The organism is Streptomyces racemochromogenes, from assembly GCF_039535215.1.
GTDB lineage: Bacteria > Actinomycetota > Actinomycetes > Streptomycetales > Streptomycetaceae > Streptomyces > Streptomyces racemochromogenes.
In genome coordinates, this window is sequence record NZ_BAAAWT010000001.1 from 6214673 (window position 1) to 6241106 (window position 26434).

The 26434-nt window shown below is 71.8% G+C and carries 29 protein-coding genes and 2 pseudogenes; 15 read left to right on the forward strand and 16 right to left on the reverse strand.

What is annotated here, in order from left to right:
- Positions 1-17 precede the first annotated feature (17 nt).
- Positions 18-307, forward strand: a pseudogene (locus tag ABD973_RS28530) (acetoacetate--CoA ligase); the annotation flags it as partial.
- Between the two features lie 67 nt (positions 308-374).
- Here the strand turns inward: ABD973_RS28530 and rpsN are convergent.
- Together rpsN and rpmB are read right to left on the reverse strand one after the other, a co-directional pair.
- Positions 375-680 carry a 30S ribosomal protein S14 gene (gene rpsN / locus ABD973_RS28535; RefSeq protein ID WP_345502837.1) on the reverse strand — a complete coding sequence of 102 codons (306 nt, stop codon included), beginning with the start codon at positions 678-680 and terminating at the stop codon, positions 375-377.
- Positions 680-916, reverse strand: a complete 237-nt coding sequence (rpmB, locus tag ABD973_RS28540; protein WP_345504782.1) for a 50S ribosomal protein L28 — start codon at positions 914-916, stop codon at positions 680-682. The genes rpsN and rpmB overlap by 1 nt, the downstream gene beginning before the upstream one ends.
- A 65-nt stretch (positions 917-981) precedes the next feature.
- On the opposite strand from rpmB, the gene rpmG reads away from it, so the two are divergent.
- Genes rpmG through rpsR form a run of 4 tightly spaced genes read left to right on the forward strand, consistent with a single transcriptional unit; the run spans position 982 to position 2860 of the window.
- Positions 982-1146, forward strand: coding sequence for a 50S ribosomal protein L33 (gene rpmG, locus ABD973_RS28545; protein WP_125595130.1), 165 nt, complete (start codon positions 982-984; stop codon positions 1144-1146).
- Between the two features lie 47 nt (positions 1147-1193).
- The gene (locus ABD973_RS28550; protein WP_125595129.1) at positions 1194-1439 is read left to right on the forward strand and encodes a type B 50S ribosomal protein L31; all 246 of its coding nucleotides are present in this window, start codon (positions 1194-1196) and stop codon (positions 1437-1439) included.
- On the forward strand, positions 1439-2590 hold the full coding sequence (locus ABD973_RS28555; protein WP_345502840.1) for a CobW family GTP-binding protein: 1152 nt from the start codon (positions 1439-1441) through the stop codon (positions 2588-2590). The genes ABD973_RS28550 and ABD973_RS28555 overlap by 1 nt, the downstream gene beginning before the upstream one ends.
- A gap of 33 nt (positions 2591-2623) precedes the next feature.
- The gene (gene rpsR / locus ABD973_RS28560) at positions 2624-2860 is read left to right on the forward strand and encodes a 30S ribosomal protein S18 (protein ID WP_125820298.1); all 237 of its coding nucleotides are present in this window, start codon (positions 2624-2626) and stop codon (positions 2858-2860) included.
- Between the two features lie 52 nt (positions 2861-2912).
- Here the strand turns inward: rpsR and ABD973_RS28565 are convergent, their stop codons facing one another.
- From ABD973_RS28565 to ABD973_RS28580, 4 genes are all read right to left on the reverse strand, one after another.
- Positions 2913-3593, reverse strand: coding sequence for a DUF6445 family protein (locus tag ABD973_RS28565; protein ID WP_345502842.1), 681 nt, complete (start codon positions 3591-3593; stop codon positions 2913-2915).
- Positions 3594-3980: 387 nt separating this feature from the next.
- Positions 3981-4634, reverse strand: coding sequence for a CBS domain-containing protein (locus ABD973_RS28570; protein ID WP_345502844.1), 654 nt, complete (start codon positions 4632-4634; stop codon positions 3981-3983).
- Complete coding sequence (locus ABD973_RS28575; RefSeq protein ID WP_164720842.1) at positions 4631-5035, reverse strand: cyclic nucleotide-binding domain-containing protein; 405 nt, start codon at positions 5033-5035, stop codon at positions 4631-4633. Before ABD973_RS28575 ends, ABD973_RS28570 begins: the two co-directional genes overlap by 4 nt.
- Before the next feature lie 79 nt (positions 5036-5114).
- On the reverse strand, positions 5115-6548 hold the full coding sequence (locus ABD973_RS28580; protein ID WP_345502848.1) for an MBL fold metallo-hydrolase RNA specificity domain-containing protein: 1434 nt from the start codon (positions 6546-6548) through the stop codon (positions 5115-5117).
- Between the two features lie 185 nt (positions 6549-6733).
- Here ABD973_RS28580 and ABD973_RS28585 point away from each other — a divergent pair, with 185 nt between their 5' ends.
- The 4 genes from ABD973_RS28585 to ABD973_RS28600 all read left to right on the forward strand — a co-directional run bounded on the left by ABD973_RS28585 (position 6734) and on the right by ABD973_RS28600 (position 9736).
- On the forward strand, positions 6734-7810 hold the full coding sequence (locus ABD973_RS28585) for an alcohol dehydrogenase catalytic domain-containing protein (protein WP_345502850.1): 1077 nt from the start codon (positions 6734-6736) through the stop codon (positions 7808-7810).
- Between the two features lie 5 nt (positions 7811-7815).
- Positions 7816-8502: a helix-turn-helix domain-containing protein gene (locus ABD973_RS28590; protein ID WP_125820292.1), complete on the forward strand. Its 687-nt coding sequence runs from the start codon at positions 7816-7818 to the stop codon at positions 8500-8502.
- Positions 8499-9176 (forward strand): HAD-IA family hydrolase, encoded by a 678-nt coding sequence (locus ABD973_RS34810; RefSeq protein ID WP_386381976.1) that lies wholly within the window; start codon positions 8499-8501, stop codon positions 9174-9176. The genes ABD973_RS28590 and ABD973_RS34810 overlap by 4 nt, the downstream gene beginning before the upstream one ends.
- Before the next feature lie 110 nt (positions 9177-9286).
- Positions 9287-9736 (forward strand): universal stress protein, encoded by a 450-nt coding sequence (locus tag ABD973_RS28600; RefSeq protein ID WP_164720841.1) that lies wholly within the window; start codon positions 9287-9289, stop codon positions 9734-9736.
- 426 nt (positions 9737-10162) lie between these two features.
- Here ABD973_RS28600 and ABD973_RS28605 read toward each other — a convergent pair whose 3' ends face one another.
- Positions 10163-10666 carry a polyphosphate kinase 2 family protein gene (locus ABD973_RS28605; protein ID WP_345504784.1) on the reverse strand — a complete coding sequence of 168 codons (504 nt, stop codon included), beginning with the start codon at positions 10664-10666 and terminating at the stop codon, positions 10163-10165.
- A gap of 137 nt (positions 10667-10803) precedes the next feature.
- On the opposite strand from ABD973_RS28605, the gene ABD973_RS28610 reads away from it, so the two are divergent.
- Positions 10804-12492: a sensor histidine kinase gene (locus ABD973_RS28610; protein WP_345502853.1), complete on the forward strand. Its 1689-nt coding sequence runs from the start codon at positions 10804-10806 to the stop codon at positions 12490-12492.
- A 139-nt stretch (positions 12493-12631) separates the two neighbouring features.
- On the opposite strand, the pseudogene ABD973_RS34815 reads toward ABD973_RS28610, so the two are convergent.
- Both ABD973_RS34815 and ABD973_RS28620 read right to left on the reverse strand, forming a co-directional pair.
- Positions 12632-12778, reverse strand: a pseudogene (locus ABD973_RS34815) (pyridoxamine 5'-phosphate oxidase family protein); the annotation flags it as partial.
- Between the two features lie 91 nt (positions 12779-12869).
- A complete protein-coding gene (locus ABD973_RS28620) occupies positions 12870-13199 on the reverse strand; it encodes an STAS domain-containing protein (protein ID WP_125820290.1) in 330 nt (109 codons plus the stop codon).
- A gap of 265 nt (positions 13200-13464) precedes the next feature.
- Here ABD973_RS28620 and ABD973_RS28625 point away from each other — a divergent pair, with 265 nt between their 5' ends.
- Positions 13465-14172, forward strand: coding sequence for a response regulator (locus ABD973_RS28625; protein WP_125820289.1), 708 nt, complete (start codon positions 13465-13467; stop codon positions 14170-14172).
- 12 nt (positions 14173-14184) lie between these two features.
- Here the strand turns inward: ABD973_RS28625 and ABD973_RS28630 are convergent, their stop codons facing one another.
- On the reverse strand, positions 14185-15060 hold the full coding sequence (locus tag ABD973_RS28630) for a universal stress protein (protein WP_125820288.1): 876 nt from the start codon (positions 15058-15060) through the stop codon (positions 14185-14187).
- Between the two features lie 240 nt (positions 15061-15300).
- Here ABD973_RS28630 and ABD973_RS28635 point away from each other — a divergent pair, with 240 nt between their 5' ends.
- Positions 15301-17670 carry a phosphoketolase family protein gene (locus ABD973_RS28635; RefSeq protein WP_345502856.1) on the forward strand — a complete coding sequence of 790 codons (2370 nt, stop codon included), beginning with the start codon at positions 15301-15303 and terminating at the stop codon, positions 17668-17670.
- Positions 17671-17753: 83 nt separating this feature from the next.
- Here the strand turns inward: ABD973_RS28635 and ABD973_RS28640 are convergent, their stop codons facing one another.
- From ABD973_RS28640 to ABD973_RS28650, 4 genes are all read right to left on the reverse strand, one after another.
- The gene (locus ABD973_RS28640; protein WP_345502858.1) at positions 17754-18743 is read right to left on the reverse strand and encodes an Acg family FMN-binding oxidoreductase; all 990 of its coding nucleotides are present in this window, start codon (positions 18741-18743) and stop codon (positions 17754-17756) included.
- 67 nt (positions 18744-18810) lie between these two features.
- Complete coding sequence (locus ABD973_RS34820) at positions 18811-19185, reverse strand: CBS domain-containing protein (protein ID WP_425586113.1); 375 nt, start codon at positions 19183-19185, stop codon at positions 18811-18813.
- A 45-nt stretch (positions 19186-19230) separates the two neighbouring features.
- Positions 19231-20100 carry a universal stress protein gene (locus tag ABD973_RS28645; protein ID WP_164720839.1) on the reverse strand — a complete coding sequence of 290 codons (870 nt, stop codon included), beginning with the start codon at positions 20098-20100 and terminating at the stop codon, positions 19231-19233.
- A gap of 30 nt (positions 20101-20130) precedes the next feature.
- Positions 20131-20784, reverse strand: coding sequence for a CBS domain-containing protein (locus ABD973_RS28650; protein WP_345502860.1), 654 nt, complete (start codon positions 20782-20784; stop codon positions 20131-20133).
- A gap of 257 nt (positions 20785-21041) precedes the next feature.
- Between ABD973_RS28650 and ABD973_RS28655 the strand changes: the two genes are divergently transcribed.
- The 3 genes from ABD973_RS28655 to ABD973_RS28665 all read left to right on the forward strand — a co-directional run bounded on the left by ABD973_RS28655 (position 21042) and on the right by ABD973_RS28665 (position 24781).
- Positions 21042-21950, forward strand: a complete 909-nt coding sequence (locus ABD973_RS28655) for a universal stress protein (RefSeq protein WP_345502862.1) — start codon at positions 21042-21044, stop codon at positions 21948-21950.
- The gene (locus ABD973_RS28660; protein WP_125820284.1) at positions 21947-22810 is read left to right on the forward strand and encodes a universal stress protein; all 864 of its coding nucleotides are present in this window, start codon (positions 21947-21949) and stop codon (positions 22808-22810) included. Before ABD973_RS28655 ends, ABD973_RS28660 begins: the two co-directional genes overlap by 4 nt.
- Before the next feature lie 240 nt (positions 22811-23050).
- Entirely contained in the window at positions 23051-24781 is a 1731-nt protein-coding gene (locus ABD973_RS28665; protein ID WP_345502864.1) for a sensor histidine kinase, read from the forward strand.
- 200 nt (positions 24782-24981) lie between these two features.
- Here the strand turns inward: ABD973_RS28665 and ABD973_RS28670 are convergent, their stop codons facing one another.
- Positions 24982-25683 carry a response regulator gene (locus ABD973_RS28670; RefSeq protein ID WP_345502866.1) on the reverse strand — a complete coding sequence of 234 codons (702 nt, stop codon included), beginning with the start codon at positions 25681-25683 and terminating at the stop codon, positions 24982-24984.
- A 79-nt stretch (positions 25684-25762) separates the two neighbouring features.
- On the reverse strand, positions 25763-26434 hold the full coding sequence (locus ABD973_RS28675; protein ID WP_345502868.1) for a CBS domain-containing protein: 672 nt from the start codon (positions 26432-26434) through the stop codon (positions 25763-25765).

Sequence of the window (26434 nt, forward strand, 5' to 3'; positions counted from 1 at the left end):
CCGTCGCCGACAGCCGCATCACGGACTTCGCCCGCCACGCCGGGCTCGCCGGAACAGGTGCTCGCGGGAGCGGATGCCGGGCGCCCACTGGTTCCCCGACGCCCTCACCGACGACATCGTGGCGATCATCGCCCTCGACGAGACCGGCTCCGGATACGAGGTGACCGGCGGTCGGCGGCCGGCTGCGGGCACAGGAGGCCTCCGTCGCCGCCACCCTGCGCGACCTGGGCGTCGGCCAGGGCGACCGGGTCGTCGGCTCCCCAAAACCCCGCACGCGATCGTCGCTTTCCTCGCCGCCGCGAGCTTGATGGTGCTCGTGCGGCGCCATGGCCGCACGCCCGACTCCTGTGGCGGGCGTGCGGCCTGGGTGGCGCTTACCAGGACGACTTGGTCACTCCCGGCAGGAAGCCCGCGTGCGCCTGCTCCCGTGTGCGGACGCGGGAGAGTCCGAACGTGCGGAGGTAGCCGCGGGGGCGGCCGTCGACGCTGTCGCGGTTGCGCACCCGGGTGGCGCTGGCGTCGCGCGGCTGCCGGCGCAGTTCGGCGTACGCGGCTTCGCGCTCCGCCGCGGTGGAGGACGGGCGGCGGATGACCTCCTTGAGCTCGGCCCGCCGGGTGGCGTAGTGCTCGACGACCGCCTTCCGCTTCTCGTTCTTCGCGATCTTGCTCCGCTTCGCCATCAGATCTTCCCTCCCCGTGCGCGGATGCGGGCCACCGCGGCTTCGACGCCGATCGCGTCCACGGTCTTGATGGCCCTGGCGCTAAGGGTCAGGCGGACATGGCGCCCTTCGCTGGGCAGCCAGTAGCGCTTGTGCTGGATGTTCGGGTTGAAGCGGCGCGAGGTGCGCCGGTGTGAGTGCGAGATGTTGTTGCCGAATCCCGGCTTGGCGCCGGTCAGTTGGCAGTGCGCTGACATGAATGGGGCTCCCTTCGTCGAGGTCTCCGTATTGGAAATGGAAACCATTCCCATATAGTAGCCACATGGCACGCAACGAGATCCGCCCGGTCATCAAGCTCCGCTCCACCGCGGGCACCGGGTTCACCTACGTCACCCGCAAGAACCGTCGGAACGATCCCGACCGGCTGGTACTGCGCAAGTACGACCCGGTCGTCCGGCGGCACGTCGACTTCCGCGAAGAGCGCTGACCCCCCGCACCCCCGCACCCCCGCCCCACCGTCGAAAGGTTCCTGCCGTGAAGCCCGGCATCCACCCCGCCTACGGGCCCGTCGTCTTCCGCGACACCGCCTCCGGCACCGCTTTCCTCACCCGCTCCACGATGACGAGCGACAAGACGATCGACTGGGAGGACGGCAACACCTACCCGGTCGTCGACGTCGAGATCTCCTCCGCGAGCCACCCCTTCTACACGGGCACCGCCCGCGTCCTCGACACCGCCGGCCGCGTCGAGAAGTTCCAGCGCCGCTACGGAACCCGGTGATGGACCGCGAGAATCAGCTCCCCGTCGTGATCGTCGCCGGAATGCACGCCGACGCACGCAAGGAGGTCGTCGAAAGCCTGCTGCGGTCCGTGCACGGCAGCGTCGCGCTCCACCACGACCTGGCCAGAGCTTCCGACGGCACCGTGCTCCGCGAGATCCGCGACGCCTCCGGCACCCTCACCCGTGGTGACGCACCGCTGGTCAACGACTGCGCGTGCTGCGCCCTGCGCGAGGACCTGGTGCCGGAACTGGAGCGGATGGCGGACAGCGGCCTGGCCCGGCTCGCCGTGGTCGAGCTGTGGGACTCGGTCGAACCGAAGGCCATGGCCGAGGTCATCGCGGGCCACGGCGGAGACCGATTCGTCCTGACGAACGTGATCACCGCCGTGGACCCCGCGCTCGTCCTGCCCTGCCTCGGCAACGGCGACGACCTGGCCGAAGCCGGCCTCGCCGCGGCCCCCACCGACCAGAGGACCATCGGGGACACCTGGGCCCGGCAGTTGGAGTACGCCCCGGTCCTCGCCCTCGTCGAGAGCGAAGAGGCCGACGACGAGGACCGCGCGCTCCTCGCGCAGCTGCACCCCACCGCCCAGCGGGTGCGGGCCGGTTCCGTCGAACTCGCCCGGGCGGCATTCGCAGGCTTCGACGTCGAGGCCGCCGCGGCCGCCCAGCACCCCGCCTGCGCGCTCCTGCCCCAGGACGCCGACGAAGCCGGCGTCACCACGCTCGTCTGGCGCCGCCGGCGGCCCTTCCACCCCGAACGCCTCTACCAGGCACTCGAGGACCTGTGCTGCGCCGCGGCCCGCAGCCGGGGCCGGTTCTGGCTCGCCGACCGCCCCGACACGCTGCTCGCCTGGGACGCGGCCGGAGGAGCCCTGTGCGTGGAGAGCGCCGGCCCCTGGCTGGCATCGCTGCCGGACGCGGCGTGGGAGATGGTGCCGCCGATGCGCCGCGCGGCTGCCGCGCTCGACTGGCACCCGGACCACGGAGACTGCTGCCAGCACCTCGTCTTCACCTCGCCCGGTCTCGACCGGGACGGGCTGGAGCGGCTCCTCGACTCCTGCCTGCTGACGGACGCCGAGTACACGGCCGGGCGCGAGGCCTGGAAGGGCCTGCCCGCCGCTTTCGACTCCCTCCTCAACGCCGCCTGACCCGTCCGACGATCAATTCAAGGAGACGCCACCATGGCCCGAACCCCGTACCCCCGCAAGCCCGTGAAGTCCCGGCCCAATCCCCTCGACGTCGCCGGGATCACCTCCATCGACTACAAGGACACCGACCTGCTCCGGAGGTTCATCTCCGACCGCGGGAAGATCCGCAGTCGCCGCGTCACACGAGTGACGGCCCAGCAGCAGCGGGCCCTCGCCACCGCCATCAAGAACGCGCGCGAGATGGCCCTCCTGCCGTACGCAAGCCGCTGACGGCAGCCCGAACCGGCCCCACCAGAACGCGGGCCACTGCGACGTCCTGGTGCTAGGCCATCCAGAAGAAGACCGCCGTCATCCGTTTGTCCTCCAGGGTCGTGCCCCAGTAGCCCGTCGCGCTGTGGATGAGGTTGGCCGAGTAGAGCAGCAGGCGGTTGTAGCGGTGGGGGACGCGGACGTCCTCGGTGAAGGAGTCCTCGGGGACGAAGCGGGTGCCGAGGGCGTCGACCAGGTTGTTGTGGGGGGCGAGGACCTGATTGCCGCCGAGGGCGCCGTCCGGGAGCCGCTGGCGGTAGAAGCTGGTGCCGCAGTCCTTGGGGAGGGCCGGGCTGAGGTAGAGGACGGCGGCGTAGCGGCACAGGGTGCGGGAGTCGGTGTGCGGGCGGGGCTCGCACTCGTCCTTGCCGACGACCTGGACGCAGTTGTGGTTGAAGGTGCCGGCGCCGGCCGGGTTCTCGGGCCAGATCCGCTTGGCCCCGGTCGCCTGCCGCACCTGCCGCTCCACGCGGGCCAGTTCGTCCGGTTCCAGTCCCGGCATGGCGCGCAGCCCCGGCCAGGGCTCGGGCTTGTGCGGGGCTCCCTGGACCCAGTCCTCCTTCGCCAGGCAGCGGGCCCGTACGGCGTCCACGTCGGGAAGCACGTCGTCCAGGACCCAGTAGTCACGGCCGCGGGTGGGCTTGCGGTACGGCAGGACCGGCAGGGCCAGGGGACGTGGCGGGCGAATGGGCATGGCGGGAAGGCTAGTTCGGCTCCGTCGAAGGCTCACCAAAGCGGTGGGCAAGACTGCGGCAAGAGTTGGTCTCTCTCCGTTGGACCCTCCCCGTCACGGCATTGGACCGCGGGCGTGGTCGAGCGCCGACCTGAGTCGGTCCCCGTCCACCCGCGGCAGACGCGGGGTGTGGTTGACCAGGCGGGCGGAACCGCCGCCGGCACCGGGCTCACGGAGCCGCCCGCGCCCAGCCCGCACAGGCTGACGCCACCTGGAGGAGCGACGGTCACATGACCCCGGCCGGCTGGAGGAACACTTGGAGGACGAGGACGGCACTGAGCCGGGCCCGGTTGTCGGACCTTTGGGCGGGGACGAGGGCCAACCGACGGCACGGCTCGGTTTCGCTCGTCAACCGTCGGAGCCGGCTTCAAGCCGACAGCGCACGTCGACGATTCCTTCGACGGAGTGGGTGAGGCGATCGGCGAGAGGGATCAGGGTGTGGTCCTTCACGTGGCCGGTCAGGGTGGCGATCCCGTGGGAGACGGTGACCTTGACTGCTTCGTGGGAGAGCGGGAAGAGGCGCTTGACGACGCTCTCGCGGACCTCCGTGGTGAGGTCCTCATCCGTACGGAGGAAGACCTTGAGGAGGTCGGCGCGGCTGACGACGCCCTTGAGGGTGCCGTCGGCGCCGACGACCGGGAGGCGCTTGATGTGCCGCTCGGTCATGAGGCGGGCCGCCTGGGGGAGGGTGGCGCCGGGGCGGATCGTGACGGCGGGGGTGGTCATGAGGTCCTCGGCGCGCGTGGATCCGGCCTTGGCGGTGTCGCCCAGGCGGCGCATCTGCTCGATCAGGCCCGGGCGGTGTTCGTGGAACTCCTCCTTGGGCAGGAGGTCGGCTTCGGAGACGACGCCGACGACGCGGCCTTCACCTTGGATGACGGGGAGGGCGGTCACCTTCCAGCGTTCCATCGCGGCGGCGATGTCCTTGAAGCCTGTCTCCGGGGTGACGGCGATGACCTTGGTGGTCATCACGTCGGCGACGGTGTAGGGGGTGGAGGTCATGGCGGGGTCCTCAGCGTGCGTAGGCGAGCGGGGGACCGGCCGACGGCCGAGTCCTCGTTGCACAGCTCCCGTACGGTGGCGGCGTCGAACTCGAGGGCGGTGACCTCGCGGGAGGCGGTGGCGCCCAGGTGCCAGGTGTAGGGGCGGAACATCCAGTACCAGCCGAGTAGTTCGCCGTGGCGGAGGGTGTCGATGACGGCGTTCTTGTGGCCGGGCACGTGGGTGTCGAGGTCGACGGTGCCGCATTCGATGATCCAGAACTTCTCGGCCCGCTGGTGTTCCTTGAAGATGCTGGTGCCGGCCGGGAACGTGACCCGGTGGAGTGGGCGAGCAGGGCCTCGCGGGCTTCCGGAGTCATCTGTTCGAGGATGCTGCGCACGGTGCTCATGGTGTGCCTCCAACCCTTCCCCTTCACCCTGCCGGGTGCCGTGGGGGCCGGCAGGGCCGCGCGGTGCAGACCGCGGGGCCGGCCGGCCCTTCTCAGCGGACCAGGACGGCCTCCCCGGACCTGGGTACGACGGCCGTCCAGCCCAGCTCGTCCGTGATCCGGTCGCGCAGGGTCTCGGCGGCGCTCTCCTCACCGTGGACGAGGTAGGTCGTGTGCGGGGGCGGCGCGGAGCGCAGCCAGTCGATGATCTGGCCGGCGTCGGCGTGGGCGGAGAAGTGCGGTACGTCGGCGACCTCGGCGCGCACGGGGACGTACTCGCCGAACATCTTCAGCACGCGGGCGCCGTCGACCAGGTCCCGGGCGCGGGTGCCGGCGGCGGCGAAGCCGACGATGACGACGGCGTTGCGGGGGTCGGGGAGGATGCGGTGGAGGTGGTGCAGGACGCGGCCGCCGGTGGCCATGCCGGCGGAGGAGACGATGATCGCCGGGCCGGTGGCGCCGTTGATGTCGATCGACTCCTGGACGGTGCGGGCGGCGAGGAACGGGTCCGGGCTGATGGCGGACTCACCGGCGGCGAGGATCTCGGGTCGCAGCTCGGGCGAGCGGGCCCGTACGGCGTCGCGGTAGACGTCGAGGGCGGCCAGGGCCATGGGGCTGTCGACGTAGACGGGCACGTGGCGGGGGAGCGTGCCGTCGTCCCGGAGCGCGGCGAGTTCGTGCAGGACGACCTCGGTGCGGTCGATCGCGAACGCCGGGATGACGACCGTGCCGCCCCGGGAGAGCGTGCGGGTGATCACCGAGGCGAATGCGCGTCGCGCGGTCTCGTGGTCGTGGCGGCGGTTGCCGTACGTCGACTCCATGAGCAGGACGTCGGCGCCGGTGAACGGCTCGGGTGGCAGGAGGAGCGGGTGGCCGGGCCGGCCGAGGTCGCCGCTGGTGGCGAGGGTGTGGCCGTCCTCCAGGGTCAGGTGGGCCCAGGCGGAGCCGAGGATGTGGCCGCCGCGGTGGAGCGTGAGCTTCGTTCCGGCCATGATCTCGACCTCGCTGCCGAAGGAGACCGGGTCGAAGAACTTCACCGTGTGGTCGACGTCGTCATCGTCGTACAGGGGCTTGGCGGGCCGGTGCTTGGACCAGCCGTGCCGGTTGGCGTGCTCGGCGGCCTCCGACTGGAGGCGGGCGCTGTCGCGGAGCACGATCTCGGCGAGGCGGGCCGTGCGGGCGCTGGTCAGGATGGGACCGCGGAAGCCTTGCCGGACCAGGCGCGGCAGATAGCCGCAGTGGTCCAGATGGGCGTGGGTGACCACGACGGCATGGATGTCGGAGGCGTCGCAGGGCAGCTTGTCCCAGTTGCGGCGTCGCAGGTCCGCGACACCCTGGAAGAGTCCGCAGTCGACGAGGATCCGGGCGTGGTCGCTCTCGACCAGGAACTTGCTCCCGGTCACCGTCCGCACACCCCCCAGGAAGCGCAGCAGCGCCGGCCGGGTCGCGGCGGTGACGGACGTGGGAGACGGGGTCGGCTGAGACATGGCAGGCCCATCCTTTCCGGCTTCTCGGGACGGATGCCGGACTTCACCGTCGCACCGGCCGGGCCGGACGGGAGGGGCCCTACCGGTCCCCGGTGAGGGGCCGACCGGCCCAAGCGTGACGGCGGGATACGGGCACAGGCTGGCGGTGACCCCACTTCCGCACCGCACAGAGAAAGAGCCGCGCCATGAAGGCACTCGTCTTCCACGGGCCCGGACAGACCTCCTGGCAGGACGTCCCGGACCCCTCGATCAAGGACGCCGCCGACGCGATCGTGCGGGTCGACGCCGTCACCATCTGCGGCACCGACCTGCACATCGTCAAGGGCGACGTCCCCGAGGTCGCCCCGGGCCGCGTCCTCGGCCACGAGGCCGTCGGCACCGTCGTCGAGACCGGCGGCGACGTCCGCACCGTCCGCCCCGGCGACCGCGTCCTGATCTCCTGCATCTCCGCCTGCGGCCGCTGCCGCTTCTGCCGCGAAGCCCGCTACGGGCAGTGCCGAGGAGGAGGCGGCTGGGTCCTGGGCCACACCATCGACGGAACCCAGGCCGAGTACGTACGCGTCCCCTTCGCCGACCTCTCCGTGCACCCGCTGCCCAGCGCCCTGCCGAGCCACGAAGCGGTCCTGCTCGCCGACATCTTCCCGACCTCCTACGAGGTCGGCGTCCTCAACGGCAAAGTCCGCCCCGGCGACACCGTCGTCGTGGTCGGCGCCGGCCCCATCGGGCTGGCGGCCATCGGCACGGCCTCGCTCTACAGCCCGTACCGAACCATCGCCATCGACCTGGCCGCCTCTCGGCTCGCCGCCGCCCGAGACCTCGGCGCCGATGCCACCGCCAGCGCGCAGGAGGAGCCGGAGAAGCTGGTCGAGGACCTGACCGACGGACTCGGCGCGGACGTCGTCATCGAGGCGGTCGGCGTGCCCGAGGCGTTCGAGATGTGCACCCGCATGGTCCGTCCCGGCGGCCGGGTCGCCAACATCGGCGTCCACGGCAAGCCTGCCGTCCTCCACCTCGAAGACCTGTGGATCAAGGACGTCACCCTCACCACCGGCCTTGTCGACACCCACTCCACCCCCATGCTGCTGCGCATGATGGCCGCCGGCCGGCTTCCCGGGGCCGCGATGGTCACCCACCGCTTCGAGCTCGACCAGATGGAAGAGGCGTACGACGTCTTCTCCCGGGCCGGCGAGACGGGCGCGCTCAAGGTCGTCCTCGGAGGCCCCCAACACGACGCGGTCGCCGTACCGCCCCTGGAGCAGTGATCGCGATGAAGAGCATCTCCCGCACCCCTTACCCTCCGTCCGGAGGGACGGCCGGACGCACGGACCTGGGCCGCCGCCTGGCGGCCCGCCGTGAAGCCCTCGGCATGAGCCGGGAAGAGCTGGGCCGGAAGTGCGGCGCCGACGGCAACTACATCGTTTACCTGGAGGAGCACGCCGCCAGCCCCGCCATGGGCACCCTCGTCCGGGTCGCCGACGTCCTCGGCGTCACGGTCGACGACCTCACCGGCGCGAGCGCCGACCGGGTGCGCGGTCGCGCCACGGCCCGCCGCGACACCGCGCTCGTCCCCCTGGAGGAGGAAGAGTGCCGCATGCTCCTGGGGACGCACGGCGTGGGCCGCATCGCGGTCTTCACCCCCGAGGGGCCGGCCGTCCTCCCGGTCAACTACATGGTGGTGGGTACCGCCATCGTGTTCCGGACTGCCGCAGAGGCCCTCGCGGCCAGGGCGGCGGGCACGGAGATCGCCTTCGAGATCGACAACATCGACGACGTCACCGCCGGCGGCTGGAGCGTCCTCGCCGTGGGCGAACTGCAGGCCGTCACCGACCCCGAAGAGATCCAGCACCTGACCACGACGGCCCGCTCCCACCCGTGGGCGGGCGGCCCCCGGACCCACTGGATGAAACTCGCTCCCCTCCGCCTCACGGGCCGCCGAGTGGTGCACGAGTCATGAACGCCCCGAGCGGGGCCGTCTTCGACACCGACAACGTCCGACCCGCACTCCGGCGACTGAGGGAGATGAACCTCGGGTGCGCCGCGCTCTCGGCCTCACGCCACGCCCGCGCCCTCCTGGAGTCGGCGGACCTCATCGGCCTGTTCGACGTCCTCGTCGACGGCAAGGAAGCGGCCGCGCTGTCACTGCCCGGCACGCCCGCACCTGCCCTGTTCCTCGAAGCGGCCCGCCTGTTCGGTGTGGAGCCGGGGTGCGCGGCCGTGGTCGAGGACGCAGTGGTCGGGGTCGAGGCCGGCCGACGCGGCGGTTTCCGCCTGGTGGTCGGGCTCGACAGGGCCCGCGATCCCCGCACGGAACGGGGGACTGCCCGCAGCGCTCGCCGCCCTCACCGGCGGGCCGCCGTGAACCGCGCCTGGCAATGGGAGTACCAGCGCTACGACCCGGCCCTGCTCGGCGACATCACATCGACCCCGTGCCGCTCACCGAGGTCCCCGGATCCGCCTTCTCCGTCTCCTGCCTCCGGCACCGGGACATCCGCATCCGCTTCCGGCCCGGCCGGCTCGGCATCCGGGTCCCGCCCTCGCTCCTGGGACCGGTGCCCTTGGTGCTTCCCGGCGGCCGGGGCACGCAGGCCGCCCCGGGCCAGGAACGGTGGTTCAGGCTCCGGGGGCTGAGCCGGTGTCCCCGGCTTGACCTGCACAGATTCAGAGGTGCGGGTCGCCCTGTGGCGGTGTGACCGCCCGGCGCACACGCTGGAAGCAGAGCGTCGAAAGGGGTGAAGGGCATGGAGACGCAGCATTCGGCAGCCAGGATCGTGGTGGGCGTCGATGGTTCGCCCTCGTCCCAGGCCGCGTTGCGCTGGGCGGTCCGGTACGCCGGTCTCGTCGGTGGAAAGGTGGAGGCGGTCACGGCCTGGGAGGTCCCCGGCGAAGCGTCGTGGTCGGCGCCCGCGGTGGACGCGACGTTCGACGAGGAAGACGCACAGAGACGCCTGGTCGAGGAGGTCCGCACGGTGCTCGGAGAAGAGCACGCCTCGCTGGTCCGGGAACGCCTGGTGCACGGCCATCCGGTCGAGGTCCTGGTGGACGTGGCCGACGGCGCCGAGATGCTGGTCGTGGGCAGCCGAGGGCGCGGTGGCTTCCGACGTGCACTGCTCGGTTCCGTGAGCCAGCAGGTGGCCCTTCACGCCCCGTGCCCGGTGACGATCGTTCGGCACGACGTGTCCGTCGAGTGACCTGACCCACCGGGCAGGCCCCTTGGGTCCCGCAGCGGTGAAGCAGAGTTCCGAGGGAGGAGCGCCGGTCCTACGCGACCGGCGGTCCTTCACGTCCGGCTGACCTGGGCGGACGGAGTTTCCAGCAGGTCCGTACGGCCACCCGGCGCGCGCCATGTGGGCCGATCGGCCCCGCGCGGAAACGGACCGGTCGGCCCCGAGAGAAGGGCCCGCTCGGCACTGCGGCGCACCCACCCCGGAGCGTGACCGTGGAACCCGGACGCCGGTCCAGGCGCCGTTCCTCGAAGAGGGTGACCACGATGCAGCGCATACGGATCCAGACCCGGCCGAAGCAGCTCCACAAGCCCGCCCCGCTGGACCTGCGCACGCCGTCCGGCCGCCCCCTGCCGTACTGAACCGCTGCCGGCACACCGGCCACGGAGGACGTCATGGGACACACACGTACCGTGCACCCATCGCGGCCGCGGCGACCTCGGCCGCGTCGGAGGCCTCCACCAGCATGCGCTCGAAGACCGGGCATTGGCGCAGGAAGAGCTGGTGCTCCGCGGGCGTGCAGAAGCCCATGACGTGCTCCACGCCGGCGCGGTTGTACCAGCTCCGGTCGAACAGCACGATCTCCCCAGCGGCCGGCAGGTGCCCCACGTAGCGCTGGAAGTACCACTGGGTGCGCTCGCGCTCCGCCGGCTTCGGAAGGGCGGCGATGCGGGCCACGCGGGGGTTGAGGTGTTCGGCGACGCGTTTGGTCGTGCCCCCCCTTGCCCGCCGCGTCACGGCCCTCGAAGACGACGACCAACCGGGCCCCTTCGCGCGCGCCCATTCCTGGAGCCTGACCAGCTCCGTCTGGAGTCGCAGCAGTTCCGCCTCGTAGGCCGCCTTGCCGAGTCCCGCGTCCGTGCCTCCCCATCGTCGCGGGCGTTTCGATCCAGTCAGTCACGGGGGACATCCGTGCGCCAGCACGTCCTTCGGGCCTCGGCGTGTCGATACCCTGGCCGCGAGGTCGGGCTTTCTGGCGGCAGGCGGAGGGGAAACGCGTGGGTGTGGGGGATCCGTTGACGCAGGTTCCGAGGATGCGGCTCGACGAGCTCCTGGGCGAACTCCAGGTGCGCATCGACGAGGTGCGCGGCACCCGCGACCGGGTGCACAGCCTGCTCGAAGCCGTCGTGTCGGTGGGACGGGAGCTGGACCTCGCCCAGGTGCTCCGGCGCATCGTGGAGGCGGCCGCGCTACTGGTGGACGCCGAGTACGGGGCTCTGGGCGTGATCGGCCCCGACGGCCGCCGGCTCGCGCAGTTCCTGACCGTGGGGCTCACCGGCGCGGAGATCGCTGCCATCGGCCCGCTGCCGGCCGGCCACGGACTGCTGGGTGAGGTCATCCACCACCCGGAGCCCCTGCGCCTGACCGATCTGGGAGCGCACTCCTCCTCCCAGGGGTTCCCCGCCCATCACCCGCCCATGCGCACCTTCCTCGGTGTGCCGATCCGCGTCCGTGACGAGGTGTTCGGAAACCTCTACCTGACCGACAAGCGGGGCGGGGTCGACTTCGACACCGAGGACGAGACGGTGATCACCACGCTCTCGGTGGCGGCGGGCGTGGCGATCGACAACGCGCGGCTCTACGAGGGCGCGCAGCGCCAGCAGCGGTGGCTCAGGGCCAACGCGGAGATCACCGAGAGCCTGCTGTCCGGGAGTTCGCGCCCGGCGGTGCTGGAACTCATCGCCCGCCGCGCCCAGGAGATCACCGCTGCACGGATCGCGAGCATCGCCGTTCCGGTGGACGGCAGTGAAGGCCTGGTCGTCGAATTCGTGGCGGGCGCGGACCGAGCCGCCCGGCAGGGGCTCGTCGTCCCGTACGAAGGCACGCTCACAGGGGCCGCGCACCGGGCGGGCAAGCCCGTGACGGCGATGCAGGCGTCGGACGACGGGCTCTACGCGACCGAGGCCCGGATGCAGGGATGGGAGGGGCTGGGACCGGCGGTGGCGGTCCCGCTCGGGACCGCGGGCGGGGAGAGCCGGGGCGTCCTGCTGCTCGCCCGGCCGACGGGAGACCCGGCGTTCGGCGAGGGCGAGCTGGAGCCGCTCGTCGCCTTCGCGGGCCAGGCCGCGATAGCCCTGGAACTGGCGGAACGACGCCGGGACGCCGAACAGATCGCACTGCTGGAGGAACGCGACCGGATCGCACGAGACCTGCACGACCTGGCCATCCAACGGCTCTTCGCCACCGGCATGACGCTGCAGAGCGCAGCCCGGCTCGTGGAGCACGAAGGGGCTGCCGAGCGCGTCGGCCGGGCGGTCGACGACCTGGATGAGACCATCAAGATCATCCGATCGACGATCTTCGGACTGCGCACCAAGGACCGCGACGGGGGACCCGGGCTGCGCGCCCGCGCCGCCCGCGCCGTCGGCGACGTGGCCACCTCCCTCGGCCATCCGCCGCTCCTCAGCATGGAGGGGCTCCTCGACACGGACGTACCTCCGCAGATCGCCGACCACGTGGTGGCGGTACTGGGCGAGCTCCTCAGCAACGCGGCCCGCCACGCGCAGGCGACGCGGGTCGCGGTGATCCTCCAGGCCGGCCAGGGCGAGATCGTACTGACCGTCTCGGACAATGGCGTGGGCATCCCCGCGCAGGGGCGCAGGAGCGGTCTGCGCAACCTCGACGAGCGGGCCCGGGTGGTGGGCGGCACCTTCACGGTCGAGACTCCCGACGAGGGCGGCAGCCGGCTGGTGTGGCGGGCGCCGCTCGCCCGCAATGGCTAAGGGGGACGGGGTCAGCCGCAGACGCCCGAGGAGGGCGGTGCGGCCTCCAGCCGGAACCCCGTGACGAGATCAGGGTGGATCCGCACGGTGCTGGTCAGCGGTGGTTTCGCCCACGGGCGCAACAAACTCCTGTACCGCCCTCGTGGATCCTGATGATGATGTCCTCGCCGTCGATGAGGTGGTTCACCGGTCGAACGGCGGGCAGAGCGTGCTGAGTGAAGACGAGGCGTCCCAGGGACACCGTCGCGAGAAGCCCCAGCGCGGCGGCCCTGTCCAGCTCACGCATGTGCCGGACGGCGTACGTGCAGGCGCTCCGTCCGGCGGGCGGCCCCAGGCGTTGCCGGGTCACGCTGTGCCTGACCCGAACGGCTCCGCCCTCACGAGACGACGAACGTCAGGTCGCGGTCGGCGGCGAGCACCCGCATCGCGTTGACCACCAGGGGTGGCACGTCACACAGGAGGAGTCGCGTTCCTGCCGCGCGGCAGCGGCGGTCGAGACGGACCAGGAGGTCGATGCCGGCGCTGTCGCAGAAGGAGAGCCGGCACAGGTCCAGGATGATGCGCCGGTGCCCGGAGGCGGCGAGTTCCAGCAGGTTCGGCCTCACTTGTCCGGCCGTGTGGAAGTCGAGCTCTCCGGCCATGGCGATCCGCAGTCCGTGGTCGTCCCGGGCCACGGTCCTGAGGTCGATCAAAGCGGTGGTCGTCATGACATCCTCCGTGCTGCGTGCGGCTCCGTGGAGTCGCGGCGTTCCCCGTGCGCCACCAGTCCATCGGGCGCCGGGTCGACCGGGGAGGTCCCGGCCGGCCCTCGGGGGAGGGCCGAAGGTCCCTCATCGGAGGGACCGCAGGTGGTGCCCGCCAGGTCGCCGCGGTCCGATGAGGGCCGATCGGCCCTGTCCGTCCGGCCCGTCCAGCGGGCAGGATGCCGGTGTTCGTGTGTCCAGGGACGAACCCAGGCGAAGGAGTTGCGTCATGACCGGCAGCAGTGCCACCTCCCCCGCGGCCGAGCCCATTCGCGTCTTCCTGCTCGACGACCACGAGGTCGTACGCAGGGGAGTCCACGACCTGTTGGACGCCGAACCCGACTTGACCGTGGTCGGCGAAGCGGGCACGGCCGAACAGGCGCTTGCCCGCATTCCGGCGTTGCGCCCCCGGGTCGCGATCCTGGACGTAAGGCTCCCGGACGGCGATGGGGTGAGCGTGTGCCGTGAGCTGCGATCGCGGATGCCCCAACTGGCCTGCCTCATGCTCACGTCGTTCGATGACGAGGAGGCCCTCCTGGACGCCGTGATGGCAGGGGCCTCCGGCTACGTCCTGAAGCAGATCACCGGCACCGACCTGGTGACCGCCGTCAGGACGGTGGCCTCGGGCCAGTCGATGCTCGACCCCGGGGCCACCACCCGGCTGATGGCACGCGTGCGTGGAGACGTGCCCGAGGAGGAGCGGGTTCCCGGGCTTCCCGGATTCACGGACCGGGAGAAGGAGATCCTCCTCATGGTCAGCGAGGGGCTGACCAATCGGGAGATCGGCAAGCAGCTCTACCTCGCGGAGAAGACCGTCAAGAACACCATCTCGCGCCTGTTCGTCAAGCTTGGGGTGGAGGGGCGCGTCCAGGCTGCCGTGATCGCCAGCCACGCCCTGACCCCGCCCGGTCGGCACCAGATCCGCATCGCGGAGTAGGCCGGCGGCGCCTCAGTGGTGCGGCACGACAGCGACGGGGCAGGCGCAGTGGTGGAGGACGGCGTGGGCCACCGATCCGATGCGTGACCCCAGCGCCGATTCCCGGATCTGCCGGCCGACGACGAGCAGCCGGGCGTCCGAAGCGGCGGAGAGCAGCACCTGACCTGCGCTGCCCAGCTCCACGTGCTCGGCGACCACCACCTCCGGGTACCTCGTCCGCCACGGATCCAGTGCCTGCTCCAGCGCCGCCTTCTCGAACGGCTCCAGGCCGCCGAACTGGTCCGAGATCCACATCGACCCGGGGCTGTAGGCGTAGACCGGGGGCAGAGTCCAGGCCCGGACCGCGCGCAGCGGGGCCTTGCGCGACGAGGCCGCCTCGAAGGCGAAACGCAGCACGTCGGCGGACTCCTCTACGCCGCCCTGCTGACCGACGACCACCTCACCCTCTGCGGACCGGGTCACCGCCGTGCCGTGCCGGGCCCGGACGGAGACGACCGGGCACGCGGCGGCGGCGATCAGCTGCTGCCCGTACGAACCGAGCAGGAAGCCGGCCAGAGCGCCGTGGCCCCGGGTGCCGAGCACCAGCATCTCCGCGTTCTTGGCAGCGCCCAGCAGGGCCGGTACGGGGACGTCCGGCACCACCTCCGCGGTGAGGGAGAGCGCCGGGTGCCTGCGTGAGAGCTCGGCCTCCGTCTCCTCCAGGATCTCCTCGGCCCGGCGGGCCTCGGAGTCGCGGTCCTGGACGACCGGGAGAGCGAGCGGCTGCCACAGCCAGGCGTGGACCACGTGCACGTGCATGTCCCGGCGTACGGCCTCCCGAGCCGCCCAGCCGGCCGCGGCCCGGCTCTCGGGAGAACCGTCCACGCCGACGACAACGGTGCGCTTCACAGCTCTGACCTCCGTACTGATGCGCGAGCATCGGGGTTCATGACCGGACGGGTGGCACCCGTGGGGGGAGTGCCGGGCGCCTCCGGGATTCACCTTCCCCGGGCCGGGCAGGTGCGCGAAAGGGCCGACGGTCCCTCCCCGAGGGCCGGTCCTCCCCTGGCGGCCACCTGCCGGCCGCGAGAGGGTGTCGGCATCGGCTCAGTCGACGAACGTCCCTGGCCCTCACCCGCAGGAGCGGACATGACCGCGTTGACCGCGCACTCGATCGCGGAGCTGGACGCCCACTGGCGCGCCGCCAACTACCTGGCCGTCGGCCAGATCTACCTCATGGGCAACCCCCTGCTGACCGAACCGCTCCAGCCGGAGCACATCAAGCCACGGCTGCTCGGTCACTGGGGCACCTCGCCCGGTCTGAATCTGGTGCACACCCACCTCAACCGCGTGATCAGCGAGCGCTCGCTGGAGGCCCTGTGCGTCTGGGGCCCCGGTCACGGCGGCCCCGCGGTCCTGGCCAACGCCTGGCTGGAAGGGACGTACAGCGAGACCTACCCGGACGTGTCACGGGACGCCGAAGGCATGGCCAGGCTGTTCCGGCAGTTCTCGTTCCCCGGAGGAGTGCCCAGCCACGTGGCACCGGAGACACCCGGCTCCATCCACGAGGGCGGCGAGCTCGGATATTCCCTCGCCCACGCCTACGGAGCCGCCTTCGACCATCCCGGGCTGCTGGTGGCCTGCGTGATCGGAGACGGCGAGGCGGAGACCGGGCCGTTGGCCGCGTCCTGGCACGGGAACAAGTTCCTCGACCCGGTCCACGACGGCGCCGTCCTGCCCATCCTGCACCTCAACGGGTACAAGATCGCCAACCCGACGGTGCTGTCCCGGATCCCCGAGGCCGAGCTCGACGCGCTGCTGCGCGGCTACGGCCACGAGCCGCTGTACGTGACCGGAAGCGACCCCGCCCTGGTCCACCACTCCATGGCCCGCGCGATGGACCACGCCCTGGACCGCATCGCCGACATCCAGGCCGCCGCCCGGGACGCGGCCACCGGACCGGGGCGGGAACGCCCGCTCTGGCCGATGATCGTGCTGCGCACACCGAAGGGCTGGACAGGGCCCGCCACCGTCGACGGCGACCCGGTCGAGGGTACGTGGCGCTCCCATCAGGTCCCGCTCGCGGCGGTACGCGAGAACCCCGCGCACCTGCGGCAGCTGGAGGACTGGCTGCGCTCGTACCGGCCGCAGGAGCTCTTCGACGCCGACGGCCGTCCGACCGAACAGGTCCTGGCCTGCGTCCCGGAAGGCGACCGCCGCCTGGGCGCCGTGCCGTACGCGAACGGTGGCCGGCTGCTGCGCCCGCTGCCGCTGCCCGCGCTCGACGGGCACGCGGTCCCGGTCGACAAGCCGGGCCACACCCTGCACGAACCGACCCGCGTCCTCGGGCGTTTCCTCGCCCAGGTCATGCGGGAGACGGCCGCGCGCCGGGACTTCCGGGTCGTCGGGCCCGACGAGACCGCCTCGAACCGCCTGGACGACCTGTACGAAGCCACGGGCAAGGCCTGGCAGGGCACCACCGAGGCCACGGACCGGAACCTGTCCCGCGACGGCCGGGTGATGGAGATCCTCTCCGAACACGTCTGCCAGGGCTGGCTGGAGGGCTACCTCCTCACCGGCCGCCACGGCCTGTTCTCGACCTACGAGGCCTTCGCGCACATCGTCGACTCCATGGTCGGACAGCACATCAAGTGGCTGAAGACCGCGCGGGAACTGGCCTGGCGGGCACCGATCGCCTCGCTCAACTACCTGCTCACTTCGCACGTCTGGCGCCAGGACAACAACGGTTTCTCGCACCAGGACCCGGGATTCGTCGACCACGTGCTCAACAAGAGCCCCGAGGTGGTGCGCGTCTACCTGCCGCCGGACGCCAACACCCTCCTTGCCGTGGCCGACCACGCCCTGCGCAGCCGCGACCGGGTCAACGTCATCGTCGCAGGCAAGCAGCCCTGCTTCGACTGGCTCCCGATCGGCGAGGCACGCGCGCACGTGGCGCGCGGCGCCGGAGTCTGGGAGTGGGCCGGTACCGAAGACGGCTCAGGCACCCCGGACGTCGTCCTGGCCTGCGCGGGCGACGTGCCCACGATGGAGGTGCTGGCCGCCGCCGCACTGCTCCGCGAGCACCTCCCGGAGCTGGCCGTCCGCGTCGTCAACGTCGTCGACATCGCCCGCCTCATGCCCCACGAGGAACATCCCCACGGCATGACGGACACCGAATACGACACCCTCTTCACCACCGACCGGCCTGTGGTCTTTGCGTACCACGGCTATCCGTGGCTGATCCACCGCCTCGCCTACCGCCGTGGCGGCCACTCCCAGCTGCACGTGCGCGGTTACAAGGAGTCCGGCACGACCACGACCCCGTTCGACATGGTGGTCCGCAACGACATGGACCGCTACCGGCTGGTCATGGACGTCATCGACCGCGTCCCCGGTCTCGCGGGCCGTGCCGGGGACCCGCGCCGGTCCATGGCCGCCCAGCGCGTCCGCCACCACGACTGGATCCGGGAACACGGCACCGACCTGCCGGAGGTCGCGGACTGGTCCTGGCCCTCCTGAGCCATCCGGTGAACCCACCACACCCGTGCACGAGGGGCCGACCGGCTCCTCGTGCACGGGTGCCGTTCCGCACCACCACCGTCTCACCGGAGTTCCAGGACCTCCGTCACGGGGCGGCGCGGCGTGACCGGTCCCGAGGGGCCGTAGCCGAGGCGGAGGACCATCTGGACGTGGCCCGTGGAGACCAGCGGATCGCGGACCGCCCAGCGCAGCTCCGGCCATTCCAGGGGCTGGGAGGTCATCGAGGTGGCGAGGCCGTCGGCGGTGGCCTGGAGGAGCACGCGCTCGAGCGCCTGGCCGGCACGCAGCCAGTCGGCCGCGGTGTCGTTCGGAGTGCACAGCAGGGCCAGCTGGGGGTGCTCCTCGAATACGGCCCATCCGCGGTCCGGGACCGGGCGTGCCCGGCCGAAGTCCCGTACGGGTGCCGGGCCGGCGCTCCGTGGGCCGAAAGCCGCGGCGGGAATGCCGTCGCTTCTCGGAGTGGGCGCCGAGCCCTGCGCATGAGTGGTCCAGGCGTCCGTCTCCGCTTGGGCCGGCGGATCCATCTCCTCGTGGTGCTCCGCGTCCCGTACGAGTGAGAGCACGGCCTCCGTGTGCCAGCGGTCGGGGATGGTCAGGCGGCAGCCTTCCAGCCGGGCGGCTGCTCGCAAGCCGTCCAGCAGAGGCGGCGGAACGGCTTCGTCGCTGAAGGGGTGGCGGCTGGTGTGCCGGTGGCGGAGTGCGTCGTGCAACGCGGCGAGTTCGCGGTCTTCAGTCGTCGGCGTGCCGAGGACGACGGTGGCCAGCAGCCAGGGGTCGGGGCTGTCGGGCAGCAGGCCCAAAGTGACCCCGATCCCGTTCCACGCCGCGGACACGCGCAAGTTGAACAGGCTTGCGCCGCAGCCGATATGGAGGGCGCGGTGATCGGGGTCGGTGCGCTTCATCGCCCGTTCCGGGTCGCCGTGCAGTTCGATGACACCGGTGGTGGGGCGGAACACGAACCGCCAGGGCTGGGCGTTGTGCATCGAGGGTGCGATGACGGCGTCCCCGACGAGCACTTCGGCGATGTCGGCGTCGATGCGGTCTGTGGTCATGGCTCGTTCCTGTCCGTGTGGTGTCAGTCGTGCGTGACGACGGCCACCGGTGATGCGACGTGGTGCGTCACCGCGTGGGGTGATGACGCCGTTCGGGACTCCCGCGTGGGGTCGGTGGAAGCAGCCGCCGGGAGCCGGACGGTGGCCCCGGGCCATCAGGCGGGCCGCGCCGGCGATCGTGGCGTCCTTCGTCACGGTCACGGCGGGGCGCGTCATCAACTGCCCGGCGGTGACGTCGCGGGATGCAGCGGCCTCGTTCTGCGTGGTGAGCGGCAGGTCGGCCTCCGAGACGACGTCGGCCGTGCCCGTCCCCGCTGGTCACGGGCACGGCGCTGACGTGCCACATGCGCAGGATCTCGACGATGTCCTTGCAGGCGGTTTCCCGGTCGACGGAGACCACGGCGTGTGTCATGACGTCGTCCACGGTGCGCAGGCGCTTCATGGCCTTCCTCCCAGGGGCATGGGGTGGGCGTGGTGGGTGCGGGGGTCAGTCGTGGGCGATGACGGCGACGGGGGCGGCGGCGTGGTGCAGGACCGCGTGGGCGACCGAGCCCAGGTGCACGCCGAGGGGCGAGCGGCGCAGACGTCGGCCGATGACGACCAGCTGCGCCCCCTCGCTCGCCGGGACGAGCCGCTCGGCGGCAGGCCCTCTGAACACCGTCGGGGTGACGGCGACATCGGGGAACTTGTGCCGCCAGGGAAGCAGCGTGTCGTCCAGCATCTGGGTGATGCTCCGGTCGATGTCCCGTTCGTTCTCGGCGTCGGCGAAGGGGACGTACGTGTAGGCGGCCGGCATCTTCCAGGCGTGCACGGCCCGCAGCGGGCAGCCGCGCCGGTCCGCCTCCTCGAAGGCGAAGGCGAGGACCCGGTCGCACGCTTCGTGGATGTCGACGCCCACGACGATCTCTCCGGCCGAGCCGGTGTCAGGCCCGTCCGGGTCGTCGGTGGGGCGGACGAGGACGACGGGCGTGTCGGTCGCGACCAGGGTGGACATGGCCACCGAACCGACGATGAAGCCGACCAGTCCGCCCAGGCCCCGTGAGCCCAGGACCAGCAGGTCGGCGTCGGAAGCCTCGGCGGCCAGGGCGGCTGCGGGACGGGCCGAGAGCGCCCGGGGCGTGACCTCCAGCCGCGGATGGCGCCGGCGGAGCTCTCCCGAGGTTTCGGCCAGCGTTTGATCCGCCCAACGGTCCACGTCCTGGCGGCCGACGCCGGGGAGTACCGGGTCCAAGGGCCAGTCGACGGCATGGACGAGGCGCAGCGGGACCTGTCGCAGGACGGCCTCCTGCGCGGCCCATCGGGCAGCCGCCCGGCTCTCGGCGGAGCCGTCGACTCCGACGGTCACGTGCTTGTTCATGGCTTGGAGCTCCTTCGTGGGATCCGCGCCTCACCAGGACATCGCGCTGTGGCTGCCGCCGACGGCCGTGTTCGCCGTGTCGTCGAAGCCGGCGGTGACGCGCGAGGCGACAGCCACGACCCCCTCGATGCGTTCGACGAGGCCGAGCAGGGAGCGCAGCTGGCTCTGCTGGTGCACGCGGCCGTTCAGGGTGACGATGCCGTCCACGACGTCGACGTCACCGGCCGGCACGGCCAGCACATCGGCCAGGATGTCGGCCACGCGCCGCCGTATCTCCGAGTCCGGGCGCAGGAACATGCGCAGCAAGTCCCGCCGGGTGACGATGCCGACCAGCCGGTCCTCCACATCGACGACGGGCAGCCGTTCGATACCGCGTCGGGTCATCAGCCGGGCCGCGTCGGCCGCGGTCTCTTCCGCACGGACGGTGATGGCCGGTGCGGACATGATCTCGCCGACCGTGAGGGACGCGGCCTGAGGGGCGCCCTGCGCGTGGGGACCGGGTGAGGCGAGGCCCAGGACGTCGGTCTGGGAGACCACGCCCACCACGCGGTCCTCGTCGTCCAGGACGGGAACCCCGCTGATGTCGTACTGGGCCAGGACCTTCGCGACCTCCTTGACGGCCATCCCCGGGGGAACGGAGACGACCTCGTCGGTCATGAGGTCCGCCACCTTGATGTGGTTCATGAAGCCCTCCTGCTGCGTCGTGGGCGTGGCCGGCATCCGGTGTGTGCCACTCACCATCCGCCGCGGCGGAGCGGGCTTCGAGGGCCGAACGGTCCCGTCCGGGGACCGGGAGGCCCCTCCCGCCCGGCCGCACGGGACCGGGCCGGCCCGATGGGGACCTTTGGCCCCACGGGCGGCCCCTGACGGCCCTCTTTCCCAGCCCTCCGCGGTGCCAGCGTCAGAGGTGACACCCGTCGGCTTCTCAGTTGGGAGGAACCGTGGAAAGCGCCATCCGTACCCCGGACACCAGCTCCGTCATCGTCGGCGTGGACGGCTCGGCGCAGGCGCGCGACGCCGCTCTGTGGGCTGCGGGGGAGGCCGTGCGCCGCAGCCGCCCCCTGCACATCGTCCACGGTGCCGACACCGACGGCAGGGCCCTGTACCTGTCGGCGGAGACCATCGAGAGGGTCCGTGCCGCCGGCCGGGAACTCCTGGACGACACGGCGAAGGCCGTGGCCGCCGAGTATCCGGGGCTGAACGTGACCACCGAGTTCAGCCGCGCCGATGCCGTCACCAGCCTGCACCGGTCGGGCGGCCTGCACGGCACGGTCGTCGTGGGCAACCGGGGCCTGGGCGGCTTCAACTCCCTCATGCTCGGATCCGTCGGCCTGGACACCGCGGCGACCGCCCGGACCCCGGTCATCGTCGTCCGCGGCATCGAGGGGGCGGAGGAACGCGGCACCGTCCTCGTCGCCGTCCGCGATGAGCACGACCTGATGTGCGCCCGCTACGCGGCCCGGGAAGCCGAACTGCGCAAGGCGTCACTGCGCCTGCTGCACGTGTGGACCATGCTCCAGTCCATGGGCACCGTGGTGCCCATGCTCGACGGCGTGGACGAGATCGCAGGCCGCCACGAGGAGACCCTCCTCGCCATCACGGACACGATCCGAGACGAGTTCCCCGACCTGACCATCGAGACCGATGCGGAGAAGAGCGTCTCCGTGGCCGGAGTCCTCGTCGAGGCATCCCGCCACGCCGACCTGCTCGTCATGGGTGGCCGCCGCGCCCCCACCCCGCTGGGACTGCGGCCCAGCCTCGGGTGGGCTACGCACAGCCTCCTGCACCACGCCCACTGCCCGGTCCTGCTCATTCCCCGGCTCGGCAGCGACTCCGGGAGCACGTCATGACCGCCACCTGGGAACAGGCCCGTGACATCGTCGTCGGCGTCGACCCGGTCCGGGACTGGCACCTCGCGATGGCCTGGGCCGCCGACGAGGCCCATCGGCGCCGCCTGCCGCTGCGTCTGGTGCTGGCGATACCACCGCAACACGACACGCAGCACGTGGACGACGCTCCGCATCAGACCGCCTTGCGCCGCACCGGCGCCGACCGGCTGGACCAGGCAGCGAGCTGGGTCGGCGACCGCCACCCGGAGGTCACCGTCCACACCGACCTCCTCGGCGGCTTCCCCGCCCACGTCCTGCTGGCACAGGCCCGGCACGCCCGTCTCGTCGTCCTCGGGTCCCGGCACCTGGGCCGCGCGGCGGAACTCTTCAGCGCCGGCTCGACCGTCGTCCCCGTGACCGCGCAGGCCGCCTGCCCGGTCGCCGTGGTCGGCGACGCCGAGCACGTCACCCAGCAGCCGGCCTACCTCGTCGTCGGCATCGACGGCAGCGCGGCCACCACCGACGCCCTGACCTTCGCCATCGACGAGGCCGACCGGCGCGGCGCCGCCCTGCGGGTCGTGTGCGTGTGGCAGCCGCCACTGTTCCTGCTCAACGACGAGGAGGTCGCGCTGAAGGCCCAGCGGTTCCTGCTGAGCGAGGCCACGGCCGGCCTGGCGGACAAGTACCCGGACGTCCACGTCACCCACGAGGTCCTCACCGGCCACCCCGTCGAAGAACTCGCCCGGACCGCCGAACACGCCCTCGCCCTGGTCGTGGGGCGCCGTGGCCGGGGCGGCTACACCGGCATGCGGCTGGGCTCCGTCACCCACGGCCTCCTGCACCGGGCCCACTGCCCCGTGATCACCGTCCCCACCGGCTGAGCCGACGATGACCACCCAGGCGACCGACGCACCGGCCCTGTCCGCCCCACACGCCCGGGTCCTGCGCGACGGCGTCCCCGGGCGGTGGGCGAGCCGGTGAGCGCCGGTACCGTCGTCGTACAGGCCGGGGCGTCGCCACGGCCACGGCCACCGGCCCGCCAGCACCTTCGGCCGTGCTGGGATTACCGTGTGAGGGGACGGAGAAGTGCCGTCACTGCTGCCACCGGCCGGAGGTGGGACATGAGCGCAGGCGACCGGCCTGCCGGACAGGGCGTGCCCCGGCTGCGCCTGGACGAGCTCCTCGACGAGCTCCAGGTACGGATCGAGGAGGTGCGCGGAGCCCGCGACCGGCTCAACGGTCTCCTGGAAGCCGTCATGTCCGTCGGCCGGGAGCTGGACCTGCCGCAGGTGCTGCGGGGCATCGTCGAGGCCGCCGTCGTCCTCGTGGACGCCCAGTACGGCGCTCTCGGCGTGATCGGCGACGACAAGAAGCTCGCCGAGTTCCTCCCCGTCGGCATCAGCGACGAACTCCGCGCCCAGATCGGTGACCTCCCGTCCGGCCACGGCATCCTCGGCGAGCTCATCCGCCACCCCGAGCCCCTCCGGCTCCCGGAGCTGTCCGAGCATCCCGCCTCGTACGGCTTCCCGGCCCACCACCCGCCGATGCACTCCTTCCTCGGCGTGCCCATCCGGGTCCGCGAAGAAGTATTCGGCAACCTCTACCTCACCGAGAAGCGCGGCGGAGCCGACTTCGACCCCGAGGACGAGGCAGTGCTGTCCACCCTCGCCGTCGCCGCCGGCATCGCCATCGAGAACGCCCGCCTCTTCGAGGAAGTACGACTGCGCGAGCGCTGGCTCGAGGCCGGCGCGGACATCACCAGCGCCCTGCTCTCCGGCACCCCTCAGGACGAGGTCCTCCAGGGAATGCTGGAGCGTGCCAAGGACATCACCGCCGCCGACCTGGGCGTCGTCTACCTCCTCGGCGCCGGCGGCGAGCTGCGCGGCTCCCTGGCTCTCGGAGAGGGCGCCGAGGCGCACCGGGGGATTGTCCTGCCCAGCACCCGCGGCACCCTGGCCGAGGCCGCACTGGCCCGCGACGGCCTGATCACGTTGACGGACGTGGCGACGGACGAACGAGTCACCGTGCAGCCCGAACGCTGGCAGGGCTTCGGGCCTGCCGTCGCCGTCACGGTCGGCACGAAGGAGAAGCTCAGCGGCGTCCTGATGCTGGCCCGCCGCCAAGGGCGTCCCGTGTTCGCACCTTCAGAGGTTGTAGCCCTCCCCGGCTTCGCCGGCCAGGCGGCTCTGGCCCTGGAACTGGCCGACCGCCGGCGCGACGCCGAGCAGATGAGCATGCTGGAGGACCACGACCGCATCGCTCGCGACCTCCACGACCTTGCCATCCAGCGCCTCTTCGCCACCGGCATGACCCTGCAGAGCGCCCAGCGCTTCGTCGACCACCCCGAAGCCTCGGAACGGCTTGCCCGCGCGGTCGACGACCTGGACGCCACCATCAAGATCATCCGTTCCACCATCTTCGGGCTGCGCGAGCACGAAACCCAGGCCATGGGTTCCAAGCTCCGCGCCCGCGCCGTCCAGGGCCTGGACGAGGCCGCAGCCGGCCTCGGCTTCGCGCCGGCCCTGCGGATGGAGGGCCTGATCGACACCGACGTCCCCCCGGCCGTCGCCGACGAGGCCCTGGCCGTGATCGGCGAAGCACTGACCAACGTCGCCCGCCACGCACGTGCCGAGCACGCAGAGGTCCTGATCGCCGCGGCCGACGGCGTCCTCACCGTCGCGGTGACGGATGACGGCACCGGCATGCCCGAGGGCGGCCGCCGCAGTGGCCTGCGCAACCTGAGCGAACGCGCGCAGAAACTGGGCGGCCGGATGACCGTGGCCTCCCCGGGCCCCGGCGAGCACGGCACCCGCCTCGAATGGCAAGTACCGCTGGCCCCCTCACCGGCGTGAATGTCGCCCGGCACCAGGGCCGGACGGGACCGCAGTGGGACCGTTCGGCCCTGGTGGGCCGCGTTGACCCGTGCTGTCATGAAGGTGACGGAAAGAGTCCCTGAAAGGACGCGGAGAAGCGGCTCACGGCCGTGCACCGCACAATCAGGTTCCGCGAGAAGCGGGCGGGCTCTTTCCGTCCACACGTGGACGGAAAGCGTTCATCGTTCGCCCGGGCCGCTGTGGTCGTGACCGTGGACCTGTGCGGCGATCACCGCTGCCTGGACCCGGCGTTCCACGCCGAGCTTGCCCAGGAGCCGGGAGATGTGGTTCTTGACCGTCTTCTCGGACAGGTAGAGCTGCTTGGCGATCTGCCGGTTGGTGAGACCGTCCCCGATGAGTTCCAGGACGGCGCGCTCCCGCTCGGTGAGTGCCGCCAGGCGGGCGTCCTCCGGTGCCTTCGCGGCCTCCGGGTCGCGCAGGGAGTGCATCAGACGGGCGGTCGTGGCCGGGTCCAGCATGGACTGCCCGGTGGCGACCGTACGCACCGCCGAGACCAGGTCGGAGCCCTTGATCTGCTTGAGCACGTAGCCCGACGCGCCGGCCATGATGGCGTCCAGCAGCGCGTCCTCGTCGTCGAAGGACGTCAGCATCAGGCAGGCCAGCCCCGGCATGTGGGACCGCAGCTCCCGGCAGACGGTGATGCCGTCGCTGTCGGGCAGCCGCACGTCGAGCACGGCGACGTCCGGACGCAGCGCCGGCCCGCGGGCCAGCGCCTGCTCGGCCGTGCCCGCCTCACCCACGACGGTGATGTCCGGCTCGGCGTCCAGGAGGTCCCGCAGGCCGCGCCGGACCACCTCGTGGTCGTCGAGGAGGAACACCTTGATCGGCGCCTCGCGCGAGGCATTCGGATCGTCGGACATGGTCGCGCCCCTGGTTCGGTCCGGCCTGTGCGCTTCACCCGAATTATCCCAGGAAGGGGCGTAACTCACCCCACGACGGTCACTGCCACACCAACGTGGTGGGCGGCCAAGCCGCGGTGCCAAGAGCGCCCTCCAGATCCATCCGGACGTCCACGACCCCTTCGACCGCGCGGACCGCCCGCGCGAGCAGGGGGATCAGGGCACGGTCCCGTACCGGTCCCCGCAGGGTGACGACACCGTCCTGGACGACGAAGTCCAGCGTCACGCCAGGCGTCAGCTCCGGCAGTACCGACAGACGGATCTCCTCCCGGAGCTCCTCGTCGGGGCGAAGGAACACCTTCAGGAGGTCGCTGCGGCTCACCACGCCCTCGAGCATGCCGACATCGTTCACGACGGGCAGGCGCTTCACGTGCTTGCGGGCCATGATCCGGGCCGCCTCGGCGACCGGTGCGTCCGGATGGACGGTGACGGCCGGGCTCGACATGAGCTCCTCGGCCAGTACCCCGCCGGCCTTGGACGCCTCCTCCAGCTGGTCGGGCAGCACGGGCTCGGTGCGCCGGAACTCCTCCTTCGGCAGGAGGTCCGCCTCCGATACGACCCCGACCACACGGCCCTCGCCCTCCAGGACGGGCAGCGCGCTGACCTTCCACTGGTGCATGAGCTCGACGATCTCCTTGTAGGACGCCTCGCGTCCGATCGCGACGGCGGTGTGCGTCATGACGTCACTGACGGTGTGGCGGGATGCGGACAT

What these genes read in the sequence shown, in the direction of transcription:
- ABD973_RS28555 (WP_345502840.1), top strand. Translation starts at nt 1,439, where the DNA reads ATGGACCGCGAGAATCAGCTCCCCGTCGTGATCGTCGCCGGAATGCAC.
- ABD973_RS28600 (WP_164720841.1), top strand. Translation starts at nt 9,287, where the DNA reads ATGGAGACGCAGCATTCGGCAGCCAGGATCGTGGTGGGCGTCGATGGT.
- ABD973_RS28660 (WP_125820284.1), top strand. Translation starts at nt 21,947, where the DNA reads ATGACCGCCACCTGGGAACAGGCCCGTGACATCGTCGTCGGCGTCGAC.
- ABD973_RS28620 (WP_125820290.1), bottom strand. Translation starts at nt 13,199, where the DNA reads ATGACGACCACCGCTTTGATCGACCTCAGGACCGTGGCCCGGGACGAC.
- ABD973_RS28610 (WP_345502853.1), top strand. Translation starts at nt 10,804, where the DNA reads ATGCGGCTCGACGAGCTCCTGGGCGAACTCCAGGTGCGCATCGACGAG.
- ABD973_RS28570 (WP_345502844.1), bottom strand. Translation starts at nt 4,634, where the DNA reads ATGACCTCCACCCCCTACACCGTCGCCGACGTGATGACCACCAAGGTC.
- rpsR (WP_125820298.1), top strand. Translation starts at nt 2,624, where the DNA reads ATGGCCCGAACCCCGTACCCCCGCAAGCCCGTGAAGTCCCGGCCCAAT.
- ABD973_RS28675 (WP_345502868.1), bottom strand. Translation starts at nt 26,434, where the DNA reads ATGTCCGCATCCCGCCACACCGTCAGTGACGTCATGACGCACACCGCC.
- rpsN (WP_345502837.1), bottom strand. Translation starts at nt 680, where the DNA reads ATGGCGAAGCGGAGCAAGATCGCGAAGAACGAGAAGCGGAAGGCGGTC.
- ABD973_RS28590 (WP_125820292.1), top strand. Translation starts at nt 7,816, where the DNA reads ATGAAGAGCATCTCCCGCACCCCTTACCCTCCGTCCGGAGGGACGGCC.
- ABD973_RS28625 (WP_125820289.1), top strand. Translation starts at nt 13,465, where the DNA reads ATGACCGGCAGCAGTGCCACCTCCCCCGCGGCCGAGCCCATTCGCGTC.
- ABD973_RS28585 (WP_345502850.1), top strand. Translation starts at nt 6,734, where the DNA reads ATGAAGGCACTCGTCTTCCACGGGCCCGGACAGACCTCCTGGCAGGAC.
- ABD973_RS28670 (WP_345502866.1), bottom strand. Translation starts at nt 25,683, where the DNA reads ATGTCCGACGATCCGAATGCCTCGCGCGAGGCGCCGATCAAGGTGTTC.
- rpmB (WP_345504782.1), bottom strand. Translation starts at nt 916, where the DNA reads ATGTCAGCGCACTGCCAACTGACCGGCGCCAAGCCGGGATTCGGCAAC.
- ABD973_RS28645 (WP_164720839.1), bottom strand. Translation starts at nt 20,100, where the DNA reads ATGAACAAGCACGTGACCGTCGGAGTCGACGGCTCCGCCGAGAGCCGG.
- rpmG (WP_125595130.1), top strand. Translation starts at nt 982, where the DNA reads ATGGCACGCAACGAGATCCGCCCGGTCATCAAGCTCCGCTCCACCGCG.
- ABD973_RS28665 (WP_345502864.1), top strand. Translation starts at nt 23,051, where the DNA reads ATGAGCGCAGGCGACCGGCCTGCCGGACAGGGCGTGCCCCGGCTGCGC.
- ABD973_RS28640 (WP_345502858.1), bottom strand. Translation starts at nt 18,743, where the DNA reads ATGACCACAGACCGCATCGACGCCGACATCGCCGAAGTGCTCGTCGGG.
- ABD973_RS28565 (WP_345502842.1), bottom strand. Translation starts at nt 3,593, where the DNA reads ATGCCCATTCGCCCGCCACGTCCCCTGGCCCTGCCGGTCCTGCCGTAC.
- ABD973_RS34810 (WP_386381976.1), top strand. Translation starts at nt 8,499, where the DNA reads ATGAACGCCCCGAGCGGGGCCGTCTTCGACACCGACAACGTCCGACCC.
- ABD973_RS28650 (WP_345502860.1), bottom strand. Translation starts at nt 20,784, where the DNA reads ATGAACCACATCAAGGTGGCGGACCTCATGACCGACGAGGTCGTCTCC.
- ABD973_RS28580 (WP_345502848.1), bottom strand. Translation starts at nt 6,548, where the DNA reads ATGTCTCAGCCGACCCCGTCTCCCACGTCCGTCACCGCCGCGACCCGG.
- ABD973_RS28635 (WP_345502856.1), top strand. Translation starts at nt 15,301, where the DNA reads ATGACCGCGTTGACCGCGCACTCGATCGCGGAGCTGGACGCCCACTGG.
- ABD973_RS34820 (WP_425586113.1), bottom strand. Translation starts at nt 19,185, where the DNA reads ATGAAGCGCCTGCGCACCGTGGACGACGTCATGACACACGCCGTGGTC.